Below are 23,345 nucleotides of genomic sequence, written 5' to 3' on the forward strand. Positions count from 1 at the left end.
CCTTAAAGATTTTTCATTCCTATAATAATTCAATATGGATCATTAATGAAAGAAATATGCTTATATTACATAATGAACTCAAACAGTACATACGTAACTTTTGGACAAAAATAAAATTTTGTATTCGTTTACACCATTATAAATTTGAATTTTATTTTAACAATTGTAGAAATGTGTTGAAAAATGACAGAGAAAGTATTATTTTATGTTACGAAAAGAATGTGAAAATATTCACAAACATGTTATGAAAGAGAAGTGATAAGAGATGGAAGCAGTTCAAAAGTGTAAAGAGTTAGCTTTAAAAAAACGTACGATTCTAGAACAATCCCTTATCCAATATATCATTCGTGCAGCGATGGCAGGTGTATACATCGGCTTTGCCCTTGTTCTTTGTTTCCGTATCGGCGAGTATTTTCGTGTAGCAAATTCTCCTGCAACTTATTTAGTGAGCGGTATTTTTTTTGGAATTGCGTTAGTATTAATTATGTATGGTGGTGCTGAACTATTTACTGGAAATACGATGTATTTTACGATTAGTACTTTACAACAGCAAACAACTGTGAAAGATTTGGTGCAAAACTGGATTACATGTTATAGCGGTAATATATTAGGCGCTATCTTTTTTGCGTTTCTTATTTCCCAATCTGGTATTTTTGATGATGTTTCAAAAGATCATTTATTGTTTGTAGTCGCGGAGAAGAAACTACATGCCACAACGATGCAACTCTTTTTTAAAGGAATTCTTTGTAACTGGCTCGTTTGCTTAGCGATTTATATTCCGATGCAAATGAAAGAGGATATGGCGAAAATATTTTCAATGATTTTAATTGTTTTTATCTTTTTTGCTTCTGGATATGAACACTCTATTGCCAATTTTGTCCTTTTTTCACTTGCATTAGCAATTCCGCATCCAGCGACAATTGATTTAGCTGGAGTTATACACAACATTTTTCCAGTAACACTTGGCAATATTGTCGGTGGAGCTTTGTTTATGGGAGCAATTTATACTTATTTGTCATCTGAAAAAGAAGATCGTTTTTCAACGAAGTGGCTTTTAGGATATGTATTTCAAAAGAAAAAAGCTTTAAATAAATGAATGGTGCTTTTTCCCAACACTTCGTTATTAAATGCCTGCGGTCCAGTTCATACGTCGCTAAGCGGGGCGCTTGCGCTTTTCTTACTCCATGCGTGGGAACTATTTATTCAAATCCATCTTGTGCTTTCTAGATTACGTTCAATTATTTGCTTTATTGGCAACTTTTAATTCCTTTCCTTTAGTATATTTTTTAAACTATGTTACATGAAAGTATGTACTTGTTAAAATGCACGATCTGTTTCATAATATCGATATCATCCCTTATGATAGGATGAATTTTTCTATAATGATGACAAAAGGAGGAGGGGCTTATGAAACTAAGAGTTTCAGCCGTTCAATATCATCTCCATACGATTCAATCATTCGAAGAATTTGCTCAACAAGTGGAGCATTACATTAAAACAGCTCAAGAGTTTGATGTAGATTTCGTTTTATTCCCAGAGTTTTTTACTACACAGCTCATGTCCATTGGCAATGAGAAAGGACAGCCTTTAACGATTCAAGATCTTCCAGATTTTACTGACCAATACCGTTCATTATTTATAGATTTAGCTAAGAAAACAAATATGCATATTATTGGTGGAACTCATGTCATCCGCAAAGGTGATCGCTTATATAATGTCGCTCATTTGTTCTATCCAGACGGAAGGGTAGCCGAACAGGCAAAACTCCATATTACCCCTACAGAAGTGAAAGAGTGGAACATGTCACCTGGGGATGGTCTAGAGGTGTTTGAGACGGAAAAAGGTACCATTGCGATGTTAACCTGCTATGACATTGAATTTCCTGAAATCGTTCGCATGGCAAAAGCGAAAGGTGCTGACGTCATTTTCTGTCCTTCTTGCACAGATGACCGTCATGGATTTTATCGTGTTCGTTACACAAGTCATGCAAGAGCCATCGAAAACGAAGTTTATGTCGTTACAACTGGGACGGTGGGCTCCCTTCCGACCGTTGACTTTATGCGAGCAAACTTTGGTCAAGCGGCAGTGATTACACCAAACGATATTCCATTCCCTCCTCGTGGCATATTAGTAGAAGGGGAAATCAATCATGATATGATTGTGACAGCTGATCTTGATTTAGAGCTGTTATACAAAGTTCGTGAAAAAGGATCGGTTACGACATGGCGCGATCGCCGTACAGACCTGTATCCGGATTGGAAATAAAGGGAGATTTAACCTTTTTTCAAGGAGGAGGAACAATGTATCGCAAGCAGTTTTACGTCTTTAACCAAGAGCGTCCTGTGCCAGCGGTGATCCGAAATTATGAAGAAAAGGATTTTGATGGTTTAATTCGTATTCAACAGGAAAGCTTTCCTCCGCCATTTCCGTCTGAATTATGGTGGAATACGGAACAGCTGAAAAACCATATCACGCTATTTCCAGAGGGAGCCTTATGTATTGAAATAAATGGGGAAATTGCTGGGTCGATGACAGGATTAATTGTTGACTTTGATCCGAATCATCCAGAACATTCATGGGAAGAAATCACCGATAATGGATATATTCGTAACCATAATCCAAATGGCAATACGCTCTATGTCGTTGATATCGGCGTTCGACCAGCGTATCGTAAATTAGGTCTTGGAAAATGGCTGATGTTATCCATGTATGAAGTCGTTATTCAATTGGGATTGGAACGTCTGTTAGGCGGAGGAAGAATGCCTGGCTACCATAAAAAAGCTCATGAGATGACAGCGGAACAATATCTTGAAGCGGTCTTAAATGGTGAAATAAAAGATCCTGTCATTACCTTCCTGCTCCGCTGCGGACGTACCCCTGTTAAAGTGGTGGCGAACTATTTAGAAGACGAAGAATCTTGTAACTACGCAGTACTTATGGAATGGAAAAATCCTTTTTATACAGCTAAACCGTAATAAGAAAAATGACGAAAAACAACAAAAAGTCGATTCTTCCTTTAAGCAGGAAAAATCGACTTTTTCATTTGTGTCATATTAAGGCAAAATCATCAACAAAAAGACCGTAAAGCGTTTCTAAAAAATCGTTTAATTTTATCCACAAGAAAAAAAGGAGAACAGGTGTTATAAACATTTTTATCCACAATATTCACAATTAACCGAATATTTACACACAAATTTTGTGAGTAAGTTGGGGATAATTGAATAAGAAAACAACAATAGTTAGGGAATTTATTAACATTATCCACAATAATGTGGATAAATGTTTTCACATGGATGATTCAATGTGAATCATATCATGATATAGGAAAGAAGTTTTTTATGAAAAATTTATGTAAATAAAATCATGAAAAGTATCTTGACAATCCTAAACAGTTATCACATAATTTTTAAAAAATGAAGATTCGTTGTGGCGTTGATAGGGGCCAGTAAATATGTCTTAGGCGAAAGAGAGTGGAACTCATAGGCTGGAAGGTTCCACCGCTGATTGGCTATTGAACCTACCCCTTGAGCTGTTAGGCTAATAACCTAACCGTATCCTACGATACAGGAGTTGAGGGAGTTTCATCGTCAAGATGAGACTAATAAAGGTGGTACCGCGGATATTGACTCATATTCGTCCTTTTACTAGGCGATGTGAGTCTTTTTTATTTGGAATAAATTGAAAAAACAATCGGTATGGCAGACGACAACGATAGTGAGGTGCTGATCATGGGGAAAAGAGTTGTCATAAAAATCGGCAGCAGCTCGTTAACGGATCCTAATGGTGGTCTTTCTATAGAAAAGCTGACAGATCATGTTGAGGCGATTGCACACTTAAAGAAGCTCGGCTATGAAGTCGTGTTAATATCATCAGGTGCTGTGTCAGCTGGATATAAGCTTTTAGGTTATCCAACAAGACCTATGACCATTAGAGGTAAACAGGCAGCAGCTGCTGTTGGTCAAGGGCTTTTAATACAAGCATATACAGAGGTATTCGCTAGGCATGGAATCATTTGTGCCCAATTATTACTAACGAGAGGGGATTTTCAGAAAAAAGAGCAATATCAAAATGCCCACGTGACACTACAAGAGCTTCTTAAACGTTCTGTTTTACCGATTATTAACGAAAACGATTCGGTTTCGATTGAGGAACTAACCTTCGGTGATAATGATATGCTTTCAGCGCTAGTAAGCGGGTTAGTTCATGCTGAAACACTTATTATTTTAACGGATATTAATGGCATTTATGAGGAGAATCCGAAAGATAATCCGAATGCAAAGCGCCTAGATTATCTTCCTTCTATTTCTAACGAGTTAATTCATAAGATGAGCAGTGATTCCGGTTCGAAAGTTGGAACTGGTGGTATGAAGTCGAAGCTAATGGCTGCACAAACCGCTCTATCCCTTGGTGTTAATATCTTTATAGGAAAAGGCTCCGGAAAGAAAAAATTGGAGGAAATTATCAATGGAAATGGAGATGGAACATATATTGGGCCATCTTTGTCAACCGTGAAAAATCCTAAACAATGGATTGCCTTACATTCTGCTGTAAAAGGGGAAATTGAAGTCGATGAGGGAGCAGAAAAGGCGATTTTACATCAAGGAAAATCGCTGTTGCCTGCAGGTATTAAGGCAGTAAATGGGATGTTTTCAAGCGGGGATGTCGTACAAATTGTTAATTCTCAAAAAGAATTAATTGGCAAAGGTGAAGTGAACTATTCATCTGAGCAGCTTGCCAAGATTAAAGGGTTATCAAGTAAAGAAGCGATGGAGAAAGCCAATCAAACCCATCCAGAAGTCATTCATCGCGATAAATTAGTATTTAAGAATAAGGAGTTGATCTTATGAGTGAACTTTTAATGAAAGCAAAAAAAGCAAAGGAAGCGGCTTCGAAATTAGTAGCGAAAACGACAAAAGAAAAAAATGAAGCTTTAAAAGCTATTTCCGCTCAATTGCGGGAGGAATCTGCTTATATTATGAAAGAAAATGAAAAGGATTTGCAGTATGGACATGAAAAGGGCTATCATGATTCATTGCTGGACCGCTTAATGCTCAATGAAGAAAGAATTGATGCAATGGCAGATGCTCTATTAGATTTAGCTGAATTAAAGGATCCAGTAGGGGAAGCAGTTGAGACAATCGAGCGTCCTAACGGTCTTTTTATTGAAAAAGTTCGTGTCCCCCTAGGAGTAGTTGGGATGATTTATGAGGCAAGACCGAATGTAACGGTGGATGCTTCCGCTCTTTGTTTAAAAACAGGAAATGCGGTGCTTTTGCGTGGGAGCACCTCAGCTCTTCATTCAAACAAGGCCATTGTAAATGTTATTCATCGTGCGCTTAATAAAGTTGGCTTTCCTCTTGAAGCTGTTCAGCTGCTTGAAGATACAAGCCGTGAAACGGCAGCGAAAATGTTTAAGTTAAACGAATATTTAGATGTGTTAATTCCAAGAGGTGGCCAAAAGCTAATTCAAACCGTTGTCGAAAATGCAACTGTTCCAGTATTGGAGACTGGTGCTGGGAATTGCCACGTCTTTATAGATGAAACAGCGAAAAAAGAAATGGCCATTGATATTGTCATCAATGCTAAAACACAGAGACCTTCTGTATGTAATGCAATCGAAACAGTTTTAATTCATAAAAACTGGGCAAACAATCATTTACGTGATTTCATTGAATCTTTACAAAAGCTTCATGTTGAATTACGTGTTGATGAAGAAATTTATCGACAGTTTCCAAACTTAACATTAGCGACAGAAGAAGATTGGAAAACAGAGTATTTAGATTATATTTTAGCAGTAAAATTAGTAGAAGATGTTGAAGAAGCTATTGCCCATATTAATCAATATGGTTCACACCATTCGGAAGCCATTATTTCAGAAACAAAGGAGCATGTAGAGACGTTTTTCCAACTCGTAGATTCTGCGGCTCTTTATCATAATGCTTCTACTCGGTTTACAGATGGTTTTGAATTCGGTTTTGGAGCTGAAATTGGCATTAGCACGCAAAAGCTTCATGCCCGCGGGCCAATGGGGCTTCCAGCTTTAACTTCTACGAAATATGTTATTCGAGGAAATGGGCAAATACGTCAATAATAGAAGATAATAGAAGATAATAGAAGATAATAGAAGGGGCCTGGCGAAATGCCAGCCCCAACACCTTTACCCTTTTTTGAATGGCTTTCGTGTTTGTCTTTGATTGGCTGCATTTGCACGTGCTTGTGCTTCTCGGTCTGCTTGATCAGCTAATTCTTCGGAATATTCTTCATAAACCCCATCCGTTTCATACTTTACCTCTTTTGGAACTTGTGGTAATGAACTTTTATTTTTGTCGCGTTTTTTATGACCACGTGTTCTTCCCATTTTTTTATTTCCTCCTTGTTCCATGTTTGTCAATCCATTCATTTTCGATTCTCTATGTATCCACCAGCGCGGTCTGCCATTTTAAACTCTCGGGAATAGGTAACTTCTTGCGCACTTGTTAAGTTGCTCTTGTTCCTGTCTTGTTTCTTTTTTTTGTCTGCCATCTACATTGCCTCTTTTCTCTTAAATATTTGAACCAGGCGAGTTGATTAACCAATAATAACCAGTTGAGATGGCTTTATTTCTAGCTTTTCTGCCAGAGTCGGCAAGCGAATCGCTTGCCGACTGGGCATGCTATACGCATGCCCTTCTCGAACAATGAACGCTTTTCGGGCAAATGAATTTGCCCGCTGGCGTTCTTGTTCGAGGGATGTGGCAGAAAAGCTTGTGTTCAGCCATACGATTCTGTATTTTTAAGTAAAATAATGGATAATCAACAGTTGTGTATTTGAACATTTACTATTTTCGTCAAAAGATTTATTTTTATACAAAAAAATGACCCTTTCAAAAAAAAGGGTCATGCAGACTGCCCTCAAACGCTTGCATTCTTTTTTACTTCGCCCGCATCGCGCTTCATTACCGTACTTGGTAACTCCGGCTCCTCATCAGGTTCGTGCCTCGAGACATGAGTTTTCATTCAGTTTGACAATTCATTTCATATAGACTTTGTCTACAAACTAATCAGACTTGCTTGATCGATTGATTTTAAGCTTCTTTTAAATGGCCTTCCTCAACCATTTCAGCTTGCTTTCGCAATGTATATAAAGTATAAACATCCTTTGTGATTTCAAAAAGGTTATAAATGTCTTCACTTTTATTGATTTGAGAGAGGATATGTTTTCTCGTTTCATTTACGAAAACGACATAAGGCAATTTTTGTGCTGCTTTCGTTGAGCGAATATTCGTCTTTCGAATTTTCATAAAAATGGTTTCAATCCCAAGCTCGTAAAATAGCTCTTGGAAAAAAGCATCTTTTGCCCGTTTATTATAACCTTTTCCATGGTATGGTTTGCCGATCCAGGTTCCTAAAAAACCTGCTTTTTCTTGGATATCATATAAGCTGATCGTCCCAATTGGAGAGCCCCACTCATCTAATATGGTCCGGGATATTAATTCGCCGCGTTCTTCAGCTTCAATGGTTTGTTTCGTCATAAATAAATATTCTTCCACAGAAGCTGCTTTATGGCGCACGAAAGGGAAGACTTCCGGATGCACCATAAGCTCGTATAACACCTGGCAGTCATGGAGATCACGTTTTTTTAACATTTTCATCCCTCCAATTGAGGGTAGATTCCCCATGATCTTCAAGTGGGACCCACCCTCGAAATTTTTATATAATGCATTAAAAATTTCGGGGTGGGAATCGAACCCACTAGAACCAGCAAAAGCTGGTGGCGCACCATTTGCCTTCCCTTTTCTTCAGTCATTAAGTTGTCGTCATTTCTTTTTGTATCATACTAGATTTAATTTAAAAATGAAATAGGATTTTTGTTAATTTTATATTAAAAAAATTTGCATTTATCACTATAATTTCATTTAAGTCATCCTGCCCTTCAGCAATGTCATTTTCATTTAATCGTTTTGAAAATGTAAATCATCGCATCCTATGTTACTATTTTTTTGTGAGGTGTTTTATGATGTTGATTACGAAAATTGAAGTACAAAAACAAAATAAAAATCGGTTTCATGTTTACGTAGATAAAGGTCAAGGGGAAGAATATGGTTTTAGTGTTCATGAAGATATACTGATTCAATTTGGTTTGCGAAAAGGATTAGAATTAGATGATTTTGATGTGATCGAAATACAATACGGTGATAAGGCGAGAAAAGCTTATCATAAAGCAATTGAATACTTAGGTTTAAAAATGCGCTCAAAAAAAGAAGTTCACGATTTTTTAATGAAAAAAAATGTAAGTGAACATTTGATTCAGGAGGTTTTGCAATTATTAACTGAAAAAAACTATATTAATGACCAAGAATATGCAAACGCGTATGTGCGAACCCAAATACATACGAATAAAAAAGGACCACAGCTAATTCAAAAAGAGTTAGAAGAAAAAGGAATTAACCATTCATCCATTGATGCAGCTTTAAGTCAGTTCACAAAGGAAAAGCAAATAGATTTAGCCTATAAACTAGCCGAAAAATATAACCGTAAAACGAATCAATTGTCTTCAGCCGAGCTTAAACGAAAAATGGAAGCTGATTTGCTGCGAAAAGGATTTTCATTCGATATTATCGAGATCGTGAAGGAGATGATGCCTGTTCAGCAATCGAGTGAAGAAGAGTGGGAAGCATTAAGTAAGCAAGCAGAAAAAGCAACACGGCGCTATGCTAGTTATGATCGCAACATGTTAAAGCAAAAATTAAAGCAATTTTTGTATCGTAAAGGGTTTTCAGTTGAATTAATTGATCAATATTTGCAAGAAATTGAGTAGGTGCTCGTTCAATGCTCCTACTCAATAAGGGTGTTTAAGATAGGCTGTTTTCGTAAACTTTGTTGCTTTTCGACTGTCGAACCGAACAAAGCACGTGGTCGGACAAATTACATTTGTCCGACCATCACCTTTTGTTCGGTTCACGTCACACTATAGTGTGTAGCAAGCGTGTCGCTTGCCTGGACAGTTGAAAAGCTAAGGTTTGTCAAGCAACAATCTTTTAGAAAAGAGCCTTAAGATAAATGGTCATTTTTAGATTATGATGTTTTTCAGCTATTTAAGGATAGAAGCGGAAAGATTTATGACTCAATGATGATTTTATTTCGGCCATCATCTAGTCTTTTAATTTGTTCAGCGACCACTTTTGGAGAGCGAAGCCGGCTTTTATCTTTTATATGATTATTTCCATCCCAAAATGGTGTATCCATTCCCCCCATATATGCGGCTTTTACGTGAATATTTGTCCCTTCTAACTCTTCTATTAAGCTTTCGGTGAAGCCTCTAACCGCAAATTTTGAAGCGACATAAACACTTTCATTTACCTTTCCTCTTAAGCCTGCAGTTGAAACAATGTTTAAAATTGTTCCTTTTTGTTGTTTTTTGAAATAAGGTAAAAAGGCTTGTGTCACAAAAATGGTCCCTTTTACATTTGTATCAATCATTTGATGAATATCCTCTTCCTTTAATGTTTCAAGTGAACCAAACGCTCCGTATCCTGCATTATTAATAATTGCTTCAACTGAAAATTTTCCGCAGAGCCTATCCGCAGCTTGATGTACTGCATGCCAATCTTTAATGTCTAAAGGATAAACATATGTCTTTTTTTCTTGTTTCTGTAAAAGGTGCGCTGTTTGTTGAAGTTTGCTTTCAGTTCTTCCGGCTAAAACAACGGTTTCATATTCTTTTGCATATTCGAGCGCTAACGCCTGTCCTAATCCTGTTCCAGCTCCAGTAATAAAAATTGCAGACAAAATATCTCCTCCTAATCATTTTTGCCAAGGACCATGTTCTATTTTATACTTATTTTAGAAATAGATGAAGGCAAGGGAGTCGTGAAACATGCAGCAAAAACGGTATAGTGAAATGACGGAATTTGAATTGAAAACAGAAATTGCGAAGTTGAAAGAAAAAGCACGAAAAGCTGAACAAATAGGAATTGTTAATGAATATGCGGTTTTAGAGCGGAAAATAGCAATGGCTAAAGCATATTTGCTAGACCCAAATGATTATAAGCCTGGAGAAATATATGAAATTGATGGGGACCCTGGTGAAAAGTTCAAAATTGAATATTTAAACGGTGTTTTTGCTTGGGGTCATCGTCTTTCCACGCCATTAAAGGAAGAAGCTTTACCGATTTCTTTATTAGTCAAATAAGACTCGCTTTTAAGATATAAAAGAAATGTTGGTAATTATTGTTTCTTGATCAGAACGTGCTTTTCGTTTGAGTGTTGAAAAACGGATCATACTGAATATTTGAAGGCAGTACGATCCGTTACATTTTTAAGAGCGCTTTCGTGTTTGATTTTCAAGAATAATTAAATCTTGTGATTGCTGCGTTTCGCCGTTAACTTGATGATGCGCTCTTTTTGGATTTGCTCTTGGCCCAAGAAACGGATTAGAATAAAGCTGGTCATAATACTTTTTCTTTTCATTCGTTCCCATTGTGGCACTTCCTCTCATTTTTCGCGAATTACGTATAAGGCTTTTCTCGTTTTCCAGAAGCCCTCATTCGCTCTTGAGGGTGGGTGTTAATTGTTCCGTTTGCGCGACGAGACGCATATTCTGCTTTGGCGCGAGGTTCTCCGTCAAATTTCTCATGCTGTGGAAATCCTTTTGCTTTATTGCGCATCTTGTCACCCTCCGTTTTTTAGCTCGCGCTTTTTTTAGCGCATTATTTATTATGACTTTCTGAGAAAATGATTATGAATAGTTATAAAAGGAAACTTTCTATAAAAGGTGAGAGAACATGGAACAATATTTTGACAAATTGGCAAAAGAATTACTTGAAAAAAATCAACATTTATCATATGAAAAAGCGAGGACATGGGTTGAACTTTTATGGGAAGACTTTGAAACCACCTATGCAAAGGCAGGCCGTAAATATCGCGGCAAGGAAGTAACTGAACAAATAGTAAGGCAGTGGATCCAGAACTACGGAGAGAATCTTCATGAATTTGTTGCGAAAAATCCAAAATATGCAAAATTTTTTAAAGACCGTGAAGAATAGTGAGGTTCTTCATGGTCTTTATTTGATTTTTTTTGCCTTACTTAATTTCTCCAGTATCCTAACCTTTCCGATATTTCTTTTGCTGCGTTTATAACTTTATGGATCATTTGTGGATGATAAGGATTCATTCGATGAACAGGCCCAATCACAGTCAGGGCATATTTGACTTTACCAGTGTAATCCTTAATCGGTGCAGCAATGGATGTAACTCCTTCCATTCTTTCCTCAATACTAATGGCATATCCTTGCTTTTTAATGGTTTCAAGCTCCATTTTTAGTTTTTCTGGGTCTGTAATTGTTTTTAATGTGTATGGCTGAAGTCCCTTTTGATCAATATATTGCTCAACTTTATGTTCACCCTGAAAAGCAAGCAAAACCTTTCCAGAACTAGTGCAATGGAGAGGATTTCTTCTCCCAATGTGGGACAAAATTCGAACAGGATGACTACATTCTACTCTGTTTACATAAATCACTTCCATATCCTCTAATTGAGCGACATGGGCAGTCTCCTCCACTTCGTTTACAAGCTGTTCCAACACCGGTTGAGACTCTCTTGTAATTTCTAAATGGGAGGTTAAGACTGTATTTAAATGTAAAATCGATAACCCTAATCGATACTTTCTTGTCTCCTCGTCCTTAATGACAAAACCTTCGCTTTCAAGAGTTGAGAGCAAACGACTTACCGTACTTTTTCCAAGTCCTAACGATTCGGCTAAATCTGTTACTTTTTTTTCCGGCTCCTCAAGGGTAAAGCTCCGTAAAAGACGAAGCGCATTTTTAACCGAAGAAAGCATATATCTGTTATTTGATGTCATTTCCTTTCCGACTCCTTAGTTGTTTATATCGGGATATTATTTTATTTATCCATTAGTCTAAAGGGAATGATCGTTAAAATAAAGACTAAAAATAAAAAAATTTTAAATTGTTGCATATATAGGAACTAAAGTCTTGTATATGAAAAATATATAGCTTACGATAAGAATTACAAAAGTTAAAATATTCTGATTTTGAAAAGGGGGATTTCAATCATGAAAATGGAAACAAAAGTTAAAACCTTTGATTGCAAGCATTTTATTAATGGGGAATATGTTGCTTCTAAAAGCGGAAAAACATTTGAAAATTTGAATCCAGCTACAGAAGAGCTGTTAGGAACTGTATGTGAGGGGGGAAAGGAAGAAATTGATCGCGCTGTTAAAGCGGCTAGAAAAGCACTTAATGGGCCTTGGAAAAAGATAAAGCAAAATGAAAGGATTGCCATCCTGCGCCGCATCGGTGATATCATTTTAGAAAGGAAAGATGAATTGGCGAGATTAGAATCTTTGGACACCGGAAAGCCTTATTGGCTTGCAAGTTCTGTTGATATTCCACGTGCTGCCTATAATTTTCACTTTTTCGCTGATTATTTAAGAGGAATAGGAACAGAAGCTTATCAAATGGATGATGATGCCATCAATTATTCAATCCGCCGACCAGTTGGCGTTGTCGGCTTAATTAATCCATGGAATTTACCTTTATTGCTTTTAACGTGGAAATTAGCTCCTTGCTTAGCGGCTGGAAATACGGCTGTCATCAAGCCAGCTGAACTTACTCCTCTAACTGCAACGGTTCTCGGTGAAATTTGCCGCGATGCTGGCGTTCCTGACGGAGTTGTGAATATTGTTCACGGATTTGGACCAAACTCTGCGGGAGCAGCCTTAACAGAACACCCTGATGTTGATGCCATTTCGTTTACCGGAGAAACGACAACAGGAAAAGTAATTATGGCATCTGCAGCGAAAACATTGAAAAAACTCTCGTATGAACTTGGTGGAAAGAACCCAAATATTATTTTTGCTGACTCGGATCTAGATGAAGTGATTGAAACGACAATTAAGTCAAGCTTTATTAACCAAGGAGAAGTATGTTTGTGTGGTTCGCGCATTTATGTCGAACGTCCAATTTACGACCAGTTTCTTGAAAAATTTGTTGCTAAAACAAAAGAATTAAAAATAGGAGATCCGTTTGATCCGCAAACAAAAATCGGGGCCCTTATTAGTAAAGAGCATTATGAGCGTGTTAACGGATACCTTGATTTAGCCAAAGAAGAAGGTGGTCAATTTTTAACAGGGGGCAAACGTCCAGAAGGGTTAAAGAAAGGTTATTATCTTGAACCAACTATTATTGTTGGTCTAGATCGCAGCTGTCAGGTTGTGCAGGAGGAAATTTTCGGTCCAGTTGTCACGGTAATTCCATTCGATAGTGAAGAAGAAGTCATCATGCAAGCAAATGATACACATTATGGGTTGAGCGCAACGATTTGGACGAATAATTTACGACGTGCTCACCGAGTAGCTGCTCAAATTGAAGCTGGAATCATTTGGGTTAATACTTGGTTTTTACGTGATTTACGCACGCCGTTTGGCGGCATGAAACAAAGTGGAATCGGACGTGAGGGCGGTATGCACAGCTTTGAATTTTACAGCGAATTATCGAATATTTGCATTAAGTTATAAAGGTGGGAATGTCATTGAAAAGTATTGCCATTGAAAAAATTAAACGTTTTTCTGATCACCTTGCTGAAGCCGAAAAAGATAGAAAAGGTGTATTGCCTCTTATTGAGCTTGACCCCGAAATTACGGTTGAGGAAGCCTATCAAATTCAATTAGAAACGATAAAAAGAAAAACAGATGAAGGTCAAAAAATCGTTGGTAAGAAAATAGGGTTAACTTCTTTAGCGATGCAGCAATTATTAGGGGTTGATCAGCCTGACTACGGCCACCTTCTAGACGGAATGGTTGTGGAAAATGGTGGAAAAATATCGTGGGATCGTGTTTTGCAGCCGAAAGTAGAGGCAGAGATCGCCTTTGTTTTAAAAAAAGATTTAATCGGGCCAAAAGTAACGGTAATGGATGTTTTACTAGCTACAGAATATGTTGTTCCAGCATTAGAAATTGTAGATAGTAGAGTTGAAAATTGGAACATAAAATTGCAAGATACGATTGCTGATAATGCTTCCTCAGGCCTTTACGTTTTAGGAGGGAAGCCGCTTCCTGTTCATAAGCTCGATTTAGCTCAAGTCGGAATGGTTTTATATAAAAATGGTGAAATGAAGAATACAGGAGTGGGTGCTGCAGCTTTAGGAAATCCAGCATTCTGCGTAGCATGGCTTGCCAATAAGCTTTCTGAATTTGATATTTCTTTAAAAGCAGGAGAAGTAATTTTATCTGGCGCTCTTTCTGTTGCCATCGATGCTCAGCCTGGAGATAGCTTTCATGCACGATTCGCTCATTTAGGAGAAGTGAGCGTTAGCTTTTCAAAGTAAAAAGGCATGAGAAAGAAACTGAAAATTCATCATATTCATTCATAAATAGGTAAGATTTTTCCTTCGTTCAAGCGAATAAGGGAGAGGAGTGAACGGTTATGTCAAAAATGAAAGCAGCCATTATTGGCTCGGGAAACATTGGCACGGATTTAATGATGAAATTAGAACGTTCAGAAGTTCTACAATTAACAACAATGATTGGGATCGATCCGCAATCTGATGGATTACGTCGTGCAAAACAGAAAGGGTATGAAGTGATCGATACAGGAATTAAGGAGTTTTTAAAAAGACCAGAGCTTGCGGATATTGTTTTTGATGCTACTTCAGCTAAAGCTCATATTCGCCATGCAAAGCTGTTGAAGGAAGCGGGGAAAAAAGTACTCGATTTAACACCTGCAGCAGTAGGAGCCTTTGTTGTGCCCCCTGTCAATTTAAAGGAGCATATTGAGGAAGGAAATGTCAATCTTATTACATGCGGTGGGCAGGCGACGATTCCAATTGTCCATGCGATTAATCGAGTGAGTTCTGTGGAATATGCGGAAATTGTTGCAACGATTTCAAGTAAAAGTGCAGGTCCTGGAACGAGGGCGAATATAGATGAATTTACACAGACAACAGCCCGTGGGATTGAAGTAATTGGCGGGGCCAAAAAAGGAAAAGCGATTATCATCTTAAATCCGGCGGAACCCCCAATCTTAATGAGAAATACAGTAAATGCTCTTGTTGATCGAGAAAAAATGAATGAGAATGACATTGTTAAATCGATTGAAGAAATGGTTTCAACCGTACAATCATATGTTCCTGGATATCGTATGCGCACCGAGCCGATTATTGAAGACAACAAAGTGACAGTTTTATTAGAGGTTGAAGGAGCAGGGGATTATTTACCTAAATATTCAGGTAATTTAGATATTATGACAGCATCAGCAGTTAAAGTAGCAGAGGAATTTGCCAAACATGAATTGGCCAAACAATTGGTTTAAAGGGAGGAGTTTCATATGACGATGAAGCGTGATGTCTTCATTACGGAAGTGGCTTTACGTGACGGCAGTCATGTTGTCAGTCATCAATTTACAGTAGATCAAGTTGTTCAAGTAGCGAAAGCGTTAGATGAAGCGGGAGTACCTTATATTGAAATTTCACACGGTGACGGTTTGGCCGGATCATCTTTACAATATGGATTTTCTCATACTAATGAATTGGAATTAATTGAAGCAGCTATATCTGTTTGCAATCAGGCCAAAATATCTGTTCTCCTTCTTCCAGGTATTGGAACAATGAATGATTTGAAGGAAGCTGCCAATCTCGGAGCAAAAATGGCAAGAATTGCAACACATGTTACTGAAGCAGATGTATCCGCACAGCACATCGGTTTAGCGAAAAAACTTGGTATGGAAACGGTCGGTTTTTTAATGATGGCTCATAGCGCCCCAGTTGAAAAGCTTGTTGAACAAGCGAAATTAATGGAAAGCTATGGAGCCGATGTCGTGTATGTGGTCGATTCAGCTGGTGCCCTTTTGCCTCATGAAGTAAGGGAGAGAATTTCTGCTTTAAAAAATGCTTTACAAATAGAAGTCGGTTTTCACGGTCATAACAATTTGTCGCTTGCCATGGCAAACACTCTAGTTGCCATTGAGGAAGGCGCTACAAGAATTGATGGAAGCGTGCGCTGTATGGGAGCTGGTGCCGGGAATACGCAAACGGAAGTTTTAGTAGCCGTTTTAGACAGATTAGGCATTCAAACGGGCATTGATTTATATAAAATAATGGATTTAGCAGAAGAAATCGTCGCGCCAATTCTTCCGGCTCCGCAAGAAATTACTAGAGACAGCCTGATTTTAGGCTACGCAGGCGTATATTCCAGCTTTTTGCTTCATTCACAAAAGGCTGCCAAAAAATTCGGAATTGATTCCCGCGATATTTTAATTGAATTGGGCAAGCGGAAGGTTGTAGGGGGTCAAGAGGATATGATTGTTGATGTAGCAAAAGAGCTTGTGAAAAAAGCTGCGACTGTGAATAACTAAAGGAGTGACCAAAATGGAAGCCGTTCAATATAAAGAAACAGCTGAATTTTTACTTCAGGCTGAAAATGAGAGAAGGGAAGTTCTAAAAATTACGAACGATTTTCCGGACATGACTGTTGAAGATGCTTATAAAATACAGGAACAACTCGTAGACATAAAGCTGAAGCAAGGCCATCGCATCATCGGACCGAAAATGGGATTAACAAGCCGTGCGAAAATGGAGCAAATGAAAGTTGAAGAGCCTATTTATGGCTACATTTTTGACTATATGGTTATTCCTGAAAACGGTTCAGTTTCGATGAGTGAGCACATTCATCCAAAGGTGGAGGCGGAAATTGCTTTCATATTAGGAAAAGATCTTGAAGGACCAGGCATTTCCGGGGTTCAAGTACTTCAAGCGACACAATACGTTGTGCCAGCACTTGAAATTATTGATAGCCGCTACAAAAATTTTCAATTTACTCTCCAAGACGTCATCGCTGATAATGCGTCATCATCTCGAGTAGTTTTTGGGAGCCGCTTGCTGAGCCCAGAACAGCTTGATTTGGATTTAGTCGGTGTAACATTGTCCATAAATGGGGAAATAAAAGATTTAGGGGCGGGGGCTAGTGTCCTTGGCCATCCGGCTAATTCAGTTGCCATGCTGGCCAATATGCTTGCTCGGAAGGGAGAAAAATTACAGGCTGGAGAAATTATTTTAACAGGAGGCATTACAGGTGCTGTTATGCTTTCTACAGGGGATTTTGTTTCAGCGAAGTTTGATGGCATAGGAGAAGTATCATTTTTTGTGAAGGAATAATCAGGGAGGGATTTTATTGCCATTCATATCCATTACACTCATTGAAGGAAGACCGGAAGAAAAGGTAAAGGAAGTAATTAAAAATGTCACAAAGGTTGTGAGTGAGACACTTGATGCACCAAAAGAAAACATACGTGTCGTCGTAACAGAAGTGCCGAAAACACATTGGGGAATCGCGGGAACTCCAGTTTCAGACATGCCAAGAAAGTAGAGGAAAACAACATGCTGGGAACTTCCGCTTGTTCTCGGCATGTTTCTTTTCTCATGCCCCTTGTTGAAAAGATTTAAAAAACTGACAGTAATATTTAGAAAATAAATATTTTTCAGACATTTCGTGTCGTAGTTTAATAGGATGATGTTCGTTACGATAATAATGAACTAGTTAATCTTAAAACATTGGGGGTTTTTCAAAAATGATGAATGGAAAAGAGTATATTGAAAGTCTGCGAGATGATCGAGTTGTTTACTTAAATGGCGAAAAAATCGAAGACGTAACGACACATCCTGCCTATCGAAATTCTGTTCGCTCTATTGCTAGATTATACGACGCTCTACATGATCCGAACAAAAAATCTATTTTAACAAAGCAAGCTGAGGAAGGTTATACAACTCATAAATTTTTTGTAGAAGCAAAGAGCTCGAAAGATTTATTAGAAGCTAGGGATGCCATTGCTGAATGGGCAAGACTAACATACGGTTTTATGGGAAGAACTCCTGATTATAAAGCTTCTTTTATCGGACAATTAAAGGCATATGCCAACTACTACGAAGGATTTGAAGAAAATGCTAAAAACTGGTATTTAAAAGCGGGAAAAGAGCTTCCATTTATTAATCATACCATTGTGAATCCACAAGTAGATCGTTCAAAATCACTGCATGAAAATAAAGATGTGTTTGTTCGTGCCATTAAAGAAAGAGATGATGGCATAATTGTAAGCGGTGCCAAAATGGTCGGAACATCTGCAGCGCTTACACATTACAATTTTGTTTCCAACTACGGACCAACCGATTTAGGAGACGGTGATCAAAGCCATGCCCTAATATTCTTTGTACCAATGAATGCACCAGGTGTTAAAATGATTAGCCGCCAATCGTTTGAGCTTCAAGCGGCAAGAGCTAAATCACCGTTTAATTATCCTTTATCAAGCCGTTTTGATGAAAATGATGCCGTAATTGTTCTTGATAACGTATTTGTTCCTTGGGAGAATGTTTTAGCCTATCAAAACGTTGATATTACGAATAAGTTTTTTGTCGAAACAGGTTTTATTAACCGCTTTACCTTCCATGGATGTATCCGCTTTGCAGTGAAGCTTGATTTTATGGCAGGCTTATTGCTCAAAGCGACTGAACAGGCAGGAACGAATAAGTTTAGAGGTGTTCAAGTCAATATTGGTGAAGTTCTGGCATGGCGCAATACGTTCTGGGCATTGTCCACAGCGATGGCAACAGACCCTGTAGAAGGCTGGAATAAAACGGTAATGCCAAACTTGAGATACGGAGTTGCTTATCGTGCTCTTGCTCCATTCGTTTGGCCAAAAGTGAAAAATATTTTTGAACAAGTTCTTGCAGGAGGACTTATTCAGTTGCCTTCAAGTGCAGAAGACTTTTTAAATCCAGAGCTTCGACCTTATATCGAGAAATATTATCGTGGATCTGGCGTTAGTGCTAAAGAACGCGTCAAATTGTACAAAATGATTTGGGATGCAATTGGAAGTGAATTTGGCAGCCGGCACGAGCTTTATGAAATTAACTATGGAGGCAACACGGAAAACGTTCGTTCTGAAATCGTAAAGGTTGCAGATGCGATCGGTGACAGCACGAAATTTACAAGCTATGTTGACCAAGCATTAAGCGAATACGATCTTGAAGGTTGGACGGTAGAGAACTGGGTAAATCCAGAGCGGGAAGTCGTTAAACAATGATCATGACTTAAGTTTCAAAAGATTGAGGGAGTGATATTAATGGATGATCGACTTTTTCGAACGGCAATGGGAAAGTTTGCAACAGGTGTGACGGTCATTACGACTGAAGTGGATGGTGAAGCATTTGGGATGACAGCTAACGCTTTCATGTCTGTATCACTCGATCCAAAGCTAGTCCTTATTTCAGTCGGAAAAAAAGCAAAAATGCATGAACGTTTAAAAAAATCGAAGAAGTATGCTGTTAACATTTTGACAAAGGAGCAAGAAAAGCTATCAATGCTCTTTGCTGGGCAACTAAAGGAAGAATTTGAGGTTGATTTTGGCCGTATTCAAGATTTACCGATTATTGATGGTGCTCTCGTCAATATTACATGTCATGTTGACAAAGAAGTTGAAGCTGGAGACCATACATTATTTATTGGTAAAGTTACACATATTCAAATGAACGATGGCAGCCCGCTCATGTTTTTTGGCGGAAAGTATTGTGAGATGAAGGAGGAGCCGTCTGAAATTCAAAGTGTTTAATGTTTGATAGAAGGCATTTTCATTCATAAAGGGGAAAACAAAATTGAAAACTGTGACGATTACTCATGACGAGGGACTCAGATCGTTTCAAAATAAGCCATTAGTGGCGGCATTAGGTTTTTTTGATGGCGTTCATCTTGGACATCAAAAGGTCATTCAAACAGCTAAACAAATTGCAAAAGAAAAAGGGATGAACCTTGCAGTTCTCACGTTTTTCCCTCATCCACAGGAAGTATTGTCAAGGGGAAAACAAAAAGTTCACTATCTTGAACCATTATCCTCCAAAAAGGAGAAATTTGCAAAAATAGGTGTTGATATTCTTTATGTAATCCGGTTTGATTTAAACTTTGCCTCCCTTTCGCCGCAGCAGTTTATTAAAGAGTATATTGTGGGCTTAAATATTCAACATGTTGTTGCCGGCTTTGATTTTACGTATGGATATCGCGGCAAAGGAAACATGCAAAGGATGAAAGAAGATGGGAAAGGCCATTTTGATGTGACGATTGTATCAAAATTTAGCAAAGTCGATCAAAAAGTTAGCTCAACCTTAATAAGAGAAAAGCTTTCTTCCGGGGAAGTTAGTGAAATACAAGACTATTTAGGTGAACCATATGAAACGGTCGGGCAAATTTATTCGATCACTTCCAAGCTAACCAAATCTTATATAAATGCTGCTATTAATATGAAGCCGTTTTATATGTTGCCAAAGCCCGGTTTTTATAGCATTAAAGCCATTATGGATCACGATCCATACAATGGTGTCTGCTACGTCCCAGTTGAAGAAAATAAAAAGGCCATCATTAGTATTGAGAAGGAATGTGCTATGAAAATAGCTCCAAACAAAGAAATTCGCTTAAAATGGCTGCGACGAATAAATGGACTATATATGAGCTCGAATGTAAAACATTTAAATGTAATGTAAAACGTGATGAAGTGTGGTGAGAAAATGTCCGTTCTTCATAAAAAAGTAATATCTAATGAGCTTGCTGAAAAAATGATCATGAAAGCAAAAGAAAAAGCAGAGGAATTAAACATTGCTGTCAATATAGCCATTGTCGATAACGGAGGTCACTTAGTTGCCTTTTCTCGAATGGATGATGCACCTATTTTAAGTATTGACATTTCCCAAAATAAAGCGTATACAGCAATTGCCTTTGGAATTCCAACACACGAATGGTATCCACTTATTGATAAAAGCCCTGCATTAAAAACAGGTATCGTCCATACATCAAGACTTGTTGTGTTCGGAGGTGGTTATCCGATTAAATTAGATGGCCAAGTGATCGGTGGAATTGGTGTTAGTGGAGGTTCTGAAGAAGAGGACCGCTTATGCTGTGAAGCTGCTTTAAAAGTATTAAATCATGTTTTGCAGAAATAACGTTAAGAATTTTCGTGAAATTGATTAAAATAAATGGAAAGGGGTAAAAGGTTATGAGTGGAATTATGAGAATTGGACGAATTGAGATTAGAGTAATGGATTTGGAAAAGTCAGCAGACTATTACAAAAATGTCATTGGATTAGAGGAAATGGCTAGAGATGAAGAACGAATTTATTTTAAAGCGTGGGATGAATACGATCACCATAGCATTATTTTAAAGAAAGCTGATTCTCCTGGCATGGAGCATATGGGATTTAAAGTGGAGAATATATATAAATTAGAAGAGCTTGAGTACAAAGTTGAGCAATTTGGATGCAGCGTCTCGCGTGTTCCTCACGGTTCTCGTATTGCTGAAGGAGAAGCCATTCGCTTTGAAATCCCTACTGGGCATGTTGTTGAATTGTACTGTGATATTAAACAAGTAGGAACAAAAGTTGGAGTCATAAATCCAGATCCATGGCCTGACAATTTACGCGGCATCGCCCCACACCGTCTTGATCATGCACTATTAACTGGTGAAGACATTGAAACAGTTACTCGCTTTTTCACAGAAGTTCTTGGCTTTAGACAAAGTGAAAAAATTGTCACAGTTGATGGTGAGCAAATGATTGGCAGCTTTCTTTCAGTTACGAATACCGCTCACGATCTAGCTTTTGTGAAAGGACCAGATAAAAAATTCCACCATGCCGGCTTCCATGTTGATAATTGGTACGAAGTTTTAAAGGCAGCGGATATTTTATCGAAAAACAAAATTCAAATTGAAGTAACTCCGACGCGTCATGGCATTACGAGAGGGCAAACTGTATACTTTTTTGACCCATCTGGTAATCGCAATGAAGCTTTTGCAAGCGGTTACATCACATATGCTGATTTTCCTACTATTACTTGGACGGAAGATCAAATTGGAGCAGGTATATTTTATCATAGACGTGAATTAGTAGAAACATTCTCGAAAGCGTTAACATAATGATTCGGAGAAACAAGTTTTTTACTTTTAGAATCAGATTTATAGAAATACTTTTAGCATTGTATGGAAGAAAGAAGATCATAATTTCTGCCGTATCTTCTTTTCTTCCTTTCTTTTAAAGAGTTTTATAAAAGAATCGTAGCTTCCACTATTAAAATTGAAGATTTGATGGCAAGATGAAAAGATTTTAGAGGTGATTTCATGCAGTTAAATTCAAAGAATGTAAACGTAAATGGTATTTCTACTCATTATCACGAAATGGGTGAGGGAGCTCCTGTACTATTAATACATGGATCAGGTCCAGGTGTTAGCGCTTGGGCAAACTGGAGATTAGTCATCCCGGAACTAGCCAAAAATTTTCATGTATTTGCACCAGATATTGTTGGCTTCGGTTACACGGAAAGGCCTGAAAATATTTCATACAATGTCGAATTATGGACACAGTATTTAATCGGTTTTATAGAAAAGATTTCCGAGGATCGTGTGCATATTATCGGAAATTCCCTCGGCGGAGCATTAGCATTGCATATCGTTCATAAAAGGCCGGATTTGGTTAACAAAATGGTTTTAATGGGTTCTGTAGGTGTACCATTTCAACTGACTTACGGTTTAGATAAAGTATGGGGATATGAACCGAGTATTGAAAATATGAAAAAAATACTTGAGATATTTGTTTATAACAAGGAAATTGCGACAGACGAATTAGCTGAGTTGCGTTATAAAGCAAGTATAGAGACAGGCTTTCAAGAAGCTTTTTCGAAAATGTTCCCAGAACCACGCCAACCACATATTGACAAATTAGCCTTAACAGATGAACAAATTAAATTCATTACAAACCCGGTGCTATTGATTCATGGCAAGGAAGATATCGTGATTCCTTATAAAGAAACGAGCCTAAAGCTATTAGAATTGCTTCCGAATTCGGAGTTGCATGTTTTTTCAAATTGTGGCCATTGGACTCAAATTGAGAAAAAAGATGAGTTTTGTCAATTATGTGAAAACTTCTTTCTTCGTAATGAAAAATAGAGAGTTGAGGTGAGATTTTGAATAAGATTAAGTTAACTATTAATAACCAGACCGTTTATCACCCAATGGAAGTAGATGTGCTTTCTATCGCAAGAAAGCATTTTATTGGAATACCTTATGCATGCTGCGGTGGAGGCTGCGGCTTGTGTAAAATTAAAGTTTTATCTGGTAACTACGAGATAGGGATGGCATCGAAAACTGCTTTAACAGATGATGAGAGAAAAGAAGGGTATTCTTTGGCATGTAAAACATATCCAAAAAGCGATTTAGTAATAGAAATTGTAAGAATTTGAAAATTATTTTTTACAGAACTCCCTATTATTTTACATCACTTCATAAGAACTCATTTACCATAATTTTGCTTATTTTCTCCTCAAAT

28 protein-coding genes are annotated in these 23,345 nt (G+C 37.8%); 21 read left to right on the forward strand and 7 right to left on the reverse strand.

What is annotated here, in order from left to right; all coding sequences use genetic code 11:
- Positions 1-265 precede the first annotated feature (265 nt).
- From J2S06_RS10555 to J2S06_RS10575, 5 genes are all read left to right on the forward strand, one after another.
- A complete protein-coding gene (locus J2S06_RS10555) occupies positions 266-1,096 on the forward strand; it encodes a formate/nitrite transporter family protein (protein WP_419152260.1) in 831 nt (276 codons plus the stop codon).
- A 311-nt stretch (positions 1,097-1,407) separates the two neighbouring features.
- Positions 1,408-2,265, forward strand: coding sequence for a carbon-nitrogen hydrolase family protein (locus J2S06_RS10560; protein ID WP_419152261.1), 858 nt, complete (start codon positions 1,408-1,410; stop codon positions 2,263-2,265).
- A 35-nt stretch (positions 2,266-2,300) separates the two neighbouring features.
- Entirely contained in the window at positions 2,301-2,975 is a 675-nt protein-coding gene (locus J2S06_RS10565; RefSeq protein ID WP_044747350.1) for a GNAT family N-acetyltransferase, read from the forward strand.
- 750 nt (positions 2,976-3,725) lie between these two features.
- Positions 3,726-4,847: a glutamate 5-kinase gene (gene proB, locus J2S06_RS10570; protein WP_152642862.1), complete on the forward strand. Its 1,122-nt coding sequence runs from the start codon at positions 3,726-3,728 to the stop codon at positions 4,845-4,847.
- Positions 4,844-6,091 (forward strand): glutamate-5-semialdehyde dehydrogenase, encoded by a 1,248-nt coding sequence (locus tag J2S06_RS10575; protein ID WP_044747352.1) that lies wholly within the window; start codon positions 4,844-4,846, stop codon positions 6,089-6,091. The genes proB and J2S06_RS10575 overlap by 4 nt, the downstream gene beginning before the upstream one ends.
- 66 nt (positions 6,092-6,157) lie before the next feature.
- On the opposite strand, the gene J2S06_RS10580 is transcribed toward J2S06_RS10575, so the two are convergent.
- From J2S06_RS10580 to J2S06_RS10590, 3 genes are all read right to left on the reverse strand, one after another.
- Complete coding sequence (locus J2S06_RS10580) at positions 6,158-6,358, reverse strand: YfhD family protein (protein WP_044747355.1); 201 nt, start codon at positions 6,356-6,358, stop codon at positions 6,158-6,160.
- Between the two features lie 38 nt (positions 6,359-6,396).
- Positions 6,397-6,522: a YfhE family protein gene (locus J2S06_RS10585; protein WP_083978735.1), complete on the reverse strand. Its 126-nt coding sequence runs from the start codon at positions 6,520-6,522 to the stop codon at positions 6,397-6,399.
- A 541-nt stretch (positions 6,523-7,063) separates the two neighbouring features.
- Entirely contained in the window at positions 7,064-7,624 is a 561-nt protein-coding gene (locus J2S06_RS10590) for a GNAT family N-acetyltransferase (RefSeq protein ID WP_044747353.1), read from the reverse strand.
- Between the two features lie 371 nt (positions 7,625-7,995).
- Here J2S06_RS10590 and recX point away from each other — a divergent pair, with 371 nt between their 5' ends.
- On the forward strand, positions 7,996-8,796 hold the full coding sequence (gene recX, locus J2S06_RS10595; RefSeq protein WP_160299045.1) for a recombination regulator RecX: 801 nt from the start codon (positions 7,996-7,998) through the stop codon (positions 8,794-8,796).
- Between the two features lie 299 nt (positions 8,797-9,095).
- Here the strand turns inward: recX and J2S06_RS10600 are convergent, their stop codons facing one another.
- On the reverse strand, positions 9,096-9,767 hold the full coding sequence (locus tag J2S06_RS10600) for an SDR family NAD(P)-dependent oxidoreductase (RefSeq protein ID WP_419152262.1): 672 nt from the start codon (positions 9,765-9,767) through the stop codon (positions 9,096-9,098).
- 88 nt (positions 9,768-9,855) lie between these two features.
- Between J2S06_RS10600 and J2S06_RS10605 the strand changes: the two genes are divergently transcribed.
- Positions 9,856-10,170 carry a YfhH family protein gene (locus tag J2S06_RS10605; protein WP_044749514.1) on the forward strand — a complete coding sequence of 105 codons (315 nt, stop codon included), beginning with the start codon at positions 9,856-9,858 and terminating at the stop codon, positions 10,168-10,170.
- Positions 10,171-10,296: 126 nt separating this feature from the next.
- Here J2S06_RS10605 and J2S06_RS10610 read toward each other — a convergent pair whose 3' ends face one another.
- Together J2S06_RS10610 and J2S06_RS10615 are read right to left on the reverse strand one after the other, a co-directional pair.
- Positions 10,297-10,458, reverse strand: a complete 162-nt coding sequence (locus tag J2S06_RS10610; RefSeq protein ID WP_083979092.1) for a YpzG family protein — start codon at positions 10,456-10,458, stop codon at positions 10,297-10,299.
- 28 nt (positions 10,459-10,486) lie between these two features.
- Entirely contained in the window at positions 10,487-10,645 is a 159-nt protein-coding gene (locus J2S06_RS10615) for a small, acid-soluble spore protein K (protein WP_044749513.1), read from the reverse strand.
- A gap of 117 nt (positions 10,646-10,762) precedes the next feature.
- On the opposite strand from J2S06_RS10615, the gene J2S06_RS10620 reads away from it, so the two are divergent.
- Positions 10,763-11,023: a YfhJ family protein gene (locus J2S06_RS10620; RefSeq protein WP_419152263.1), complete on the forward strand. Its 261-nt coding sequence runs from the start codon at positions 10,763-10,765 to the stop codon at positions 11,021-11,023.
- 41 nt (positions 11,024-11,064) lie between these two features.
- On the opposite strand, the gene J2S06_RS10625 is transcribed toward J2S06_RS10620, so the two are convergent.
- Entirely contained in the window at positions 11,065-11,838 is a 774-nt protein-coding gene (locus tag J2S06_RS10625; protein ID WP_419152264.1) for an IclR family transcriptional regulator, read from the reverse strand.
- 213 nt (positions 11,839-12,051) lie between these two features.
- Between J2S06_RS10625 and J2S06_RS10630 the strand changes: the two genes are divergently transcribed.
- From J2S06_RS10630 to J2S06_RS10690, 13 genes are all read left to right on the forward strand, one after another.
- Positions 12,052-13,515 (forward strand): aldehyde dehydrogenase, encoded by a 1,464-nt coding sequence (locus tag J2S06_RS10630; RefSeq protein WP_419152265.1) that lies wholly within the window; start codon positions 12,052-12,054, stop codon positions 13,513-13,515.
- Positions 13,516-13,544: 29 nt separating this feature from the next.
- Positions 13,545-14,324, forward strand: a complete 780-nt coding sequence (locus tag J2S06_RS10635) for a 2-keto-4-pentenoate hydratase (RefSeq protein ID WP_419152286.1) — start codon at positions 13,545-13,547, stop codon at positions 14,322-14,324.
- 98 nt (positions 14,325-14,422) lie between these two features.
- Positions 14,423-15,307, forward strand: a complete 885-nt coding sequence (locus J2S06_RS10640) for an acetaldehyde dehydrogenase (acetylating) (protein ID WP_419152266.1) — start codon at positions 14,423-14,425, stop codon at positions 15,305-15,307.
- Positions 15,308-15,328: 21 nt separating this feature from the next.
- Entirely contained in the window at positions 15,329-16,348 is a 1,020-nt protein-coding gene (gene dmpG, locus J2S06_RS10645; RefSeq protein WP_044749518.1) for a 4-hydroxy-2-oxovalerate aldolase, read from the forward strand.
- 13 nt (positions 16,349-16,361) lie between these two features.
- On the forward strand, positions 16,362-17,147 hold the full coding sequence (locus tag J2S06_RS10650; RefSeq protein ID WP_044749508.1) for a 2-keto-4-pentenoate hydratase: 786 nt from the start codon (positions 16,362-16,364) through the stop codon (positions 17,145-17,147).
- Positions 17,148-17,163: 16 nt separating this feature from the next.
- Positions 17,164-17,358: a 4-oxalocrotonate tautomerase gene (locus tag J2S06_RS10655; RefSeq protein WP_044749507.1), complete on the forward strand. Its 195-nt coding sequence runs from the start codon at positions 17,164-17,166 to the stop codon at positions 17,356-17,358.
- 202 nt (positions 17,359-17,560) lie between these two features.
- Positions 17,561-19,069, forward strand: coding sequence for a 4-hydroxyphenylacetate 3-hydroxylase family protein (locus tag J2S06_RS10660; RefSeq protein ID WP_044749506.1), 1,509 nt, complete (start codon positions 17,561-17,563; stop codon positions 19,067-19,069).
- 39 nt (positions 19,070-19,108) lie between these two features.
- Entirely contained in the window at positions 19,109-19,594 is a 486-nt protein-coding gene (locus J2S06_RS10665) for a flavin reductase family protein (RefSeq protein WP_419152267.1), read from the forward strand.
- Between the two features lie 52 nt (positions 19,595-19,646).
- On the forward strand, positions 19,647-20,516 hold the full coding sequence (locus tag J2S06_RS10670; RefSeq protein ID WP_419152287.1) for a hypothetical protein: 870 nt from the start codon (positions 19,647-19,649) through the stop codon (positions 20,514-20,516).
- Positions 20,517-20,540: 24 nt separating this feature from the next.
- Positions 20,541-20,972, forward strand: a complete 432-nt coding sequence (locus J2S06_RS10675; protein WP_419152268.1) for a GlcG/HbpS family heme-binding protein — start codon at positions 20,541-20,543, stop codon at positions 20,970-20,972.
- Between the two features lie 53 nt (positions 20,973-21,025).
- On the forward strand, positions 21,026-21,940 hold the full coding sequence (locus J2S06_RS10680) for a catechol 2,3-dioxygenase (protein WP_419152269.1): 915 nt from the start codon (positions 21,026-21,028) through the stop codon (positions 21,938-21,940).
- Between the two features lie 201 nt (positions 21,941-22,141).
- A complete protein-coding gene (locus J2S06_RS10685; protein WP_419152270.1) occupies positions 22,142-22,966 on the forward strand; it encodes an alpha/beta fold hydrolase in 825 nt (274 codons plus the stop codon).
- A gap of 17 nt (positions 22,967-22,983) precedes the next feature.
- Positions 22,984-23,259, forward strand: a complete 276-nt coding sequence (locus J2S06_RS10690; RefSeq protein WP_419152271.1) for a 2Fe-2S iron-sulfur cluster-binding protein — start codon at positions 22,984-22,986, stop codon at positions 23,257-23,259.
- The last annotated feature ends 86 nt before the right edge of the window (positions 23,260-23,345 follow it).

It is taken from the genome of Bacillus alveayuensis (assembly GCA_030812955.1).
Taxonomy (GTDB): Bacteria; Bacillota; Bacilli; order Bacillales; family Aeribacillaceae; genus Bacillus_CB; species Bacillus_CB alveayuensis.